5 protein-coding genes are annotated in these 6,886 nt (G+C 74.1%); 2 read left to right on the top strand and 3 right to left on the bottom strand.

Annotated elements, in window-relative coordinates; all coding sequences use genetic code 11:
- Nucleotides 1-40: 40 nt before the first annotated feature.
- Nucleotides 41-2,638: an aminopeptidase N gene (pepN, locus tag ACFW1A_RS00555; protein ID WP_380401574.1), complete on the bottom strand. Its 2,598-nt coding sequence runs from the start codon at nucleotides 2,636-2,638 to the stop codon at nucleotides 41-43.
- Between the two features lie 70 nt (nucleotides 2,639-2,708).
- The gene (locus ACFW1A_RS00550; RefSeq protein ID WP_380401570.1) at nucleotides 2,709-4,118 is read right to left on the bottom strand and encodes an amino acid permease; all 1,410 of its coding nucleotides are present in this window, start codon (nucleotides 4,116-4,118) and stop codon (nucleotides 2,709-2,711) included.
- A gap of 252 nt (nucleotides 4,119-4,370) precedes the next feature.
- Between ACFW1A_RS00550 and ACFW1A_RS00545 the strand changes: the two genes are divergently transcribed.
- Both ACFW1A_RS00545 and ACFW1A_RS00540 read left to right on the top strand, forming a co-directional pair.
- Entirely contained in the window at nucleotides 4,371-4,970 is a 600-nt protein-coding gene (locus tag ACFW1A_RS00545; RefSeq protein WP_380401567.1) for a biotin transporter BioY, read from the top strand.
- A gap of 55 nt (nucleotides 4,971-5,025) precedes the next feature.
- A complete protein-coding gene (locus ACFW1A_RS00540; protein ID WP_380401563.1) occupies nucleotides 5,026-5,514 on the top strand; it encodes a ribose-5-phosphate isomerase in 489 nt (162 codons plus the stop codon).
- Nucleotides 5,515-5,539: 25 nt separating this feature from the next.
- Here ACFW1A_RS00540 and ACFW1A_RS00535 read toward each other — a convergent pair whose 3' ends face one another.
- Nucleotides 5,540-6,802 carry a GNAT family N-acetyltransferase gene (locus ACFW1A_RS00535; protein WP_380401560.1) on the bottom strand — a complete coding sequence of 421 codons (1,263 nt, stop codon included), beginning with the start codon at nucleotides 6,800-6,802 and terminating at the stop codon, nucleotides 5,540-5,542.
- Nucleotides 6,803-6,886: the final 84 nt, after the last annotated feature.

Genomic DNA, 6,886 nt, shown 5'->3' with positions numbered 1-6,886 from the left:
CCGAAGGGGGAGCGGGCCGTTCGGCCGTTCCGGTGCGCGGTCAGCCGCGGTCCGCGGCCTGCGCGCGCAGCGCCCGGGCCAGCTCGTCGCGGCACTCCAGCACCAGGCGGCGCAGCGCCGGGGCGGCGGCCGGGTGCCCGGCCAGCCAGGCGTCGGTCGCCTCCAGGGTGGCCCGGTCGGTCTGCAGCCGGGGGAAGAAGCCGCCGACGAAGCGGATCGCGATCTCGATGCTGCGCTCGGCCCAGATGGTCTCCAGCAGCTCGAAGTAGCGCGCGGTGTACGGCGCGGTGAGCTCGCGCTGGCCGGCCTGGGCGAAGCCCGCGGTCTGCGCGCCGACCATGGCGTTGGGCAGCTGGTCGGAGTCGGCCACCGCGGACCAGGCGGCCGCCTTGGCCTCGGCGGTCGGCCGGGCCGCGAGGGCCTGGGTGGCCTTCTGGCCGCCGCTGGCGGTGTTGTCCCGCTTGAGCTCCGCGTCCAGCTCGGCCACCGTGGCCCGGCCGGCCGCGGCCAGCGCGATCCACAGCGACCAGCGCAGGTCCTGGTCCACCTCCAGGCCGTCGATCCGGGCGGTGCCGGCCAGCAGGCCCTCCAGCAGCCCGAAGTCCTCCGCGCCGTGCGCGGTGGCGGCGAAGAACCGGGCCCAGGCCAGCTGGTGGTCGCTGCCCGGGTTGGCCGCGCGCAGCTCGCGCAGCGCGCACTCGGCCAGCAGTCGGGCGCCCTCGGCCCGGTACGCCGGGTCGACGAAGACCTCCAGCGCGCCCTTGGCCTGGGTGTGCAGCGACTGCAGCACGCCGATGTCGGACTCCTGGCCGGCGAAGCGCAGCACCAGGGCCAGGTAGTCGCGGGCCGGCAGCAGCCCGTCCCGGGTCAGGTTCCAGCAGGCCGACCAGGTCAGCGCCCGGGCCAGCGGCTCCTCGATCGCACCCAGCGAGGTGCGCAGGGTGGCCAGCGAGTCGGCGTCGAACCGGATCTTGCAGTACGTCAGGTCGTCGTCGTTGACCAGCACCAGGGCCGGACGCGGCTGGCCGGCCAGCCCGGTCGCCACGGTGCGGGCGCCGGTGACGTCCAGCTCGACCCGGGCGGTGCGGCGCAGTGCGCCGTCGCTCTCGCGGCTGTAGAGGCCGACCGCGATCCGGTGCGGGCGCAGGTCGCGGGGCGCCGCCGCCGAGTCGTCCGGGGTGCCGTCCTGCAGCACCGCCAGCTCGGTGATCCGGCCCTCGGCGTCGCAGGTCAGCTCCGGGGTCAGCGCGTTGACGCCGGCGGTCTGCAGCCAGGCGGCGGCCCAGTCGCGCATCGCCTGCTCGCCGCGCCCGGAGGTGACGGCCAGCACCTCCAGCAGGTCGCCGAGCACGGTGTTGCCGAACGCGTGCTGCTGGAAGTAGCGGCGGGCACCCTCGAAGAACGCGTCCCGGCCGGCGTAGGCCACCAACTGCTTGAGCACCGAGGCGCCCTTGGCGTAGGTGATGCCGTCGAAGTTGAGCTTGGCGTCCTCGACGTCGCGGATGTCCGCGGTGATCGGGTGGGTGGTCGGGTACTGGTCCTGCCGGTAGGCCCAGGCCTTGCGCTGGTTGGCGAAGGTGACCCAGGCGGCCTGGTACTTGGTGGCCTCCTGCTGGGCGAACGAGCCCATGAAGTCCGCGAAGGACTCCTTGAGCCACAGGTCGTCCCACCACTTCATGGTGACCAGGTCGCCGAACCACATGTGCGCCATCTCGTGCAGGATGACGTTGGCCCGGGCTTCGTAGGCGGCCTCGGTGACCTTGGAGCGGAAGACGAAGTCCTCCTTGAAGGTCACGCAGCCCGGGTTCTCCATCGCGCCGATGTTGTACTCCGGCACGAAGCACTGGTCGTACTTGCCGAACGGGTACGGGTACTGGAACTCCTCGTGGAAGAAGTCCAGGCCCTGCTTGGTGACGGTGAAGATCTCCTCGGCGTCGAAGTACGGCGCCAGCGACTTGCGGCAGGTGGCCGCCAGCGGGATCTCCAGCGTGCTGCCGTCGGGCAGTTCGCGGCTCCAGTGGTCGCGGGCCACGTGGTACGGGCCGGCCACCACGGCGGTCAGGTAGGTGGAGATCGGCTTGGTCTCCAGGAACCGCCAGGTGCGGGCGTCCCCGTCGACGGTGCTGCTCTCCTCGGCGCCGTTGGAGTAGACGTCCCAGCCGGCCGGCGCGGTCACGGTGAACCGGTAGGGCGCCTTGAGGTCCGGCTGCTCGAAGTTGGCGTACACCCGCCGGGCCTCGGCCGGCTCGTAGTGGGTGTAGAGGTAGGTCTCGCCGTCGACCGGGTCGACGAACCGGTGCAGGCCCTCGCCGGTCCGGCTGTAGGCGCAGTCGGCCACCACGACCAGCACGTTCTCCGCCGCCAGGTCGGCCAGCGCCACCCGGGCGCCGTCGTAGGCGGCCGCCGGGTCCAGCGCCCGGCCGTTCAGGGTCACCTCGCGCACCCGCGGCGCCAGCAGGTCCGCGAAGGAGGCGGCCCCCGGCTCGGCGCAGCGGAAGCGGACGGTCGTGGTGGAGACGAAGGTGGACGCGGTGGCGTCCGGCGCGCTGGTGACGTCCAGGTGGATCTCGTAGCCGTCCACGCTCAGGAGGCCGGCGCGCTGCTGTGCTTCGTCCCGGCTGAGGTTCTTGCCCGGCACTGCGGTACTCCTTTGTCCGGCTCGCACGGTGGTGCAGGTCACGGGGCAGGTCTTGCCCCGGGGCATCCTTTCACGCAGCCCTTGCACGACGCTGGCGCCAGTACCCGGCCGCGGCCAGCGCGGCCACCAGCACCGCGGCGGCGTACAACTGCGCCCGGTCGCCCGGGGTGGTGGTCATCAGTGCGAGCACGCCGACCACCGCGGCGAGGGCCACCCAGGTCAGGTACGGGTAGGCCCACATCCGCACGGTCAGCAGCTCCGGCGACTCGCGCTCCAGCCGGCGGCGCATCCGCAGCTGGGCGACGCCGATGAAGAGCCAGACCACCAGGATCGCCACGCCGGTGGTGTTCATCAGCCAGCTGAAGACGGTGTCCGGCCACCAGTAGCCGGCCAGCACCGCCGCGAACCCGAAGCCGCAGGAGGCCAGCACCGCCGCGCGCGGCACACCGCCGCCGACCCGGCCCAGCGCCCGCGGGCCCTGGCCGCGACCGACCAGCGAGTAGGCCATCCGGGAGGCGCCGTAGATGTTCGCGTTCATCGCGCTCAGCAGCGCGACCAGGACCACGGCCTTCATCACCAGCGCGGCGCCGGGCACGCCCAGCACCCGCAGCACCGTCACGTACGGGCCCTGGCCGACCACGTCCGGGTCGTTCCACGGGACCAGCGTGACCACCAGGGCCATCGAGCCGATGTAGAAGACGCCGATCCGCCACACCGCGGTGCGCACCGCGCGGGCCACGTTGCGCCGCGGGTCGTCGGACTCGGCGGCGGCGATGGTCACCGTCTCCAGCCCGCCGTAGGCGAAGACCGAGGCCAGCAGGCCGGTGACCAGGCCGCTCGCGCCGTGCGGCAGGAAGCCGCCGTGGCGGGTCAGGTTGGCGGTCCCGGGCGCGCTGCCCAGCACTCCGGTGACGCCCAGCACGCCGAGCACCAGGAAGGCCACGATCGCGCTGATCTTGATCGCGGCGAACCAGAACTCGAACTCGCCGAAGTTCTCCACCGCGGTCAGGTTGGCGGCGCAGAAGAAGGCCATGAAGACGCCGACCCAGGCCCAGCCGGGCACCCCGGGCAGCCAGGAGTGCATGATCGAGCCGGCCGCGGTGGCCTCGGCGGCCACTCCGCAGCAGAGCATCACCCAGTACATCCAGCCGGCCGTCAGCCCGGCCCAGGGCCCGATCTCCCGCTCGGCGTGGACCGAGAAGGAGCCGGAGGCCGGGTGCGCGGCGGACATCTCGCCGAGCATCCGCATCACCAGCATCACCAGCAGCCCGGAGAGGGTGAAGGCCAGGATCACCGCCGGGCCGGCCGCGGCGATGCCGGCGCCCGAGCCGACGAACAGGCCGGCGCCGATCACGCCGCCGAGCGCGATCATCGACAGGTGACGCTGCTTCAGGCCGTGGGCGAGCTGCGGCGCGGCCGGCCCGGCGGACCGGGCGTCGAGGTCCGGGGAGGCCGGCGTCGGCGGGGCGGTGGGGGTCATCGGAGATCCAGTCGTTCGCAATACGGACAGCGAAATCCACTATCCGGGATGGGCGGGGCGGGTTCCGGCCGGGTTCACCATCCGGTACGTCCGGTGACTTTCCGTAGTTACCCGACTGCTCGAATGTCGGGCCGGGGAGCGAACCGCACAACCGAAGGCCGGGACCTTTGTCGCTCAGTGGATCGAAACTCAAGGGCCGAGAAGTTAGCGTCACGAACGGTCATTGATCATCCCGGCCCCCAGGAGGGACCCATGGCGCTCGCCACCCCGCAGCCCGCCCGCACCGTGCTGGCCGACCTGCTGCCCGCCGCCGACAGCCGCCTCGGCGGCGCGCTGCGCGAACTCGCCCTGGTGTTCGGCGGTGCCGCGCTGACCGGGCTGGCCGCCCAGCTCTCGGTCCCGGTGCCGGGCTCCCCGGTGCCGGTCACCGGCCAGACCTTCGCCGCGCTGCTGGTCGGCGCCGCCCTCGGCGCGCGGCGCGGGGCCGCCGCGCTGACGGTGTACCTGCTGGCCGGCGCCGCCGGGCTGCCCTGGTTCGCGGCCGGCGCCGATGGCTGGGCGCTGCCGACGCTCGGCTACGTGCTCGGCTTCGTGCTCGCCGCCGCCGTCACCGGTCTGCTGGCCCGGCGCGGCGCCGACCGCGGCCCGCTGCGCACCGCCGGCACGATGCTGCTGGGCAACCTGGCGATCTACGCGGTCGGCGTGCCCTACCTGGCGGCCGCGCTGCACGTGCCGTTGGCCCGGGCGGCCGAGCTGGGCCTCTACCCCTACCTGCCGGGCGACGCGCTGAAGCTGCTGATCGCCACCGGCGCGCTGCCGCTCGCCAGGAAGCTGGCCGGCGACCGGACCTGACGTACTGACGGGGGCTTGGCGGGTGGCGGACCGACGGCGTGCCACACTCGTGCCCATGCGCGTTTACCTGGGTTCCGACCACGCCGGATACGAACTGAAGAACCACCTCGTCGACTGGCTGACCAAGGCCGGCCACGAGCCGATCGACTGCGGTCCGCACATCTACGACGCCGAGGACGACTACCCGCCGTTCTGCCTGCGCGCCGCCGAGCGCACCGCCGCCGACCCCGAGGCGCTGGGCATCGTGATCGGCGGCTCGGGCAACGGCGAGCAGATCGCCGCCAACAAGGTCAAGGGCGTGCGCGCCGCGCTGGCCTGGAGCGAGCAGACCGCCGCGCTGGGCCGCGAGCACAACAACGCCAACGTGATCAGCATCGGCGGCCGGATGCACACGGTGGAGGAGGCGACGGCGTTCGTCGAGATCTTCCTCGCCACCCCGTACAGCAACGAGCCCCGGCACACCCGCCGGATCGAGATGCTGAACGCCTACGAGGCCACCGGCGAGCTCCCGCCGGTCCCGGCCCACCACCCGCAGCAGGGCTGACCGGCGCCGGGCGCCGCACGGGCCGTCAGAACCCGTGCGGCAGCCAGGGCGCCACGTCCCAGGCGAACGCCCGGGCGGCCTCGGCCAGCGCCCCCGGACGCAGCTCGGTGACCAGCCCGGCGGCGGCCAGCGCGGTCAGGCCGGCGCCGCCCAGGTAGGCCGAGCCGAGCTCGCGCACCGCCAGGGCCAGCCCGGCCGGCGCGTCGGTCGGCTCGCAGGCCGCGCCCTTGTCCGGCCCGGCGCTGTGCAGGTGCCAGTGCCCGGTGTTCCACGGGCAGAACTCGTCCCGCACCGCCAGCACCACGTCCACCGGTGCCGCGTACCGCCGCGACCGCAGCGCGTCGCCCACCTCCACCAGCCGGACGAAGAGCGAGTCCACCTGCCGGGGCCGCAGCCGGCGCGGGTCCGACACCAGGTGCAGCAGCGCGTCGTCCAGCGGCAGGTTGGGCACCTGCACGGTCTCGGACAGATCCAGGTCCAGCAGGTACCGCCAGAGCGCGCGCCGGGCGGCGGCGCCGGACGCCGTCACCTCGCGCACGCGCACCACCGCGGCCGGTCCGGCGTCCTGCCAGCGCTCGGCCACCGAGTACCGGGCGTAGCCGAGCAGCTCGCCGTCGGTCCGGTCCTCGGCCAGCACGCAGAGCAGCGGACCGTGCCCGTCCCGCTCGGTCGGCGGGTCGAGCAGCGCCAGCCGCTCCCAGCCGGGCCGCCGGGCCAGCATCCCGGGGCGCAGCGGCACCTGGTCGTGGTAGAGCCGCTCGCAGGCCGTCAGCGAGTCCGCCGGGTCGGCCAGCCGCAGCCGGATCCGGCCGTCCTCGGGGCCCGGCGCGATCCGGATCCGGGCGCGCTCCACCTCCACCCGCAGCTTCCAGCTGGCCAGCCCGTAGCCGTAGCGCCCGTAGATGGCCGGCTCCGAGGCGGTCAGCACCGCCAGCGCCTCGCCGCGCTCGTGGATCTCGTCCAGCTGGTGGCGCATCAGCGCGGTGAGCACGCCGCGCCGGCGGTGGGTGGGCAGCACCCCCACCATGGTGACCCCGGCGGTGGGCAGCACCGCGCCGCCCGGCACGGCCATCCGGAACGAGAAGGCGGCGGCCGTGCCCACCGGCACCTCGTCCTCCCAGACCCCCAGGGCCCGGTCGACCTCGGTCAGGGCGTGCCAGGCGGCCCGGCGCTCGGCGGACTCCACCGAGCCGAAGGCCGTCTCCAAGGCGTCGTACCAGGCCTCCCACTCCTCGGCCGCCAGTGGCCGCAGCGAGAGTGCGTCATGGGCATTGCCAGGGTGTGTCATATGCCACAGCTACCACCCGCCCGTCGCGAGGGCGAGCCCTGCGACCGCCGGGCGCGCCCCGGGCACCTCGGGCGCCCCGGCGCG

This window comes from Kitasatospora sp. NPDC058965, from assembly GCF_042741245.1.
Lineage (GTDB): Bacteria > Actinomycetota > Actinomycetes > Streptomycetales > Streptomycetaceae > Kitasatospora.
The sequence above is the reverse complement of the archived record's forward strand: the minus strand, read 5'-3'. Positions and strand labels throughout refer to the sequence as shown.

What these genes read in the sequence shown, in the direction of transcription:
- ACFW1A_RS00550 (WP_380401570.1), bottom strand. Translation starts at nt 4,118, where the DNA reads ATGACCCCCACCGCCCCGCCGACGCCGGCCTCCCCGGACCTCGACGCC.
- ACFW1A_RS00540 (WP_380401563.1), top strand. Translation starts at nt 5,026, where the DNA reads ATGCGCGTTTACCTGGGTTCCGACCACGCCGGATACGAACTGAAGAAC.
- ACFW1A_RS00535 (WP_380401560.1), bottom strand. Translation starts at nt 6,802, where the DNA reads ATGACACACCCTGGCAATGCCCATGACGCACTCTCGCTGCGGCCACTG.
- ACFW1A_RS00545 (WP_380401567.1), top strand. Translation starts at nt 4,371, where the DNA reads ATGGCGCTCGCCACCCCGCAGCCCGCCCGCACCGTGCTGGCCGACCTG.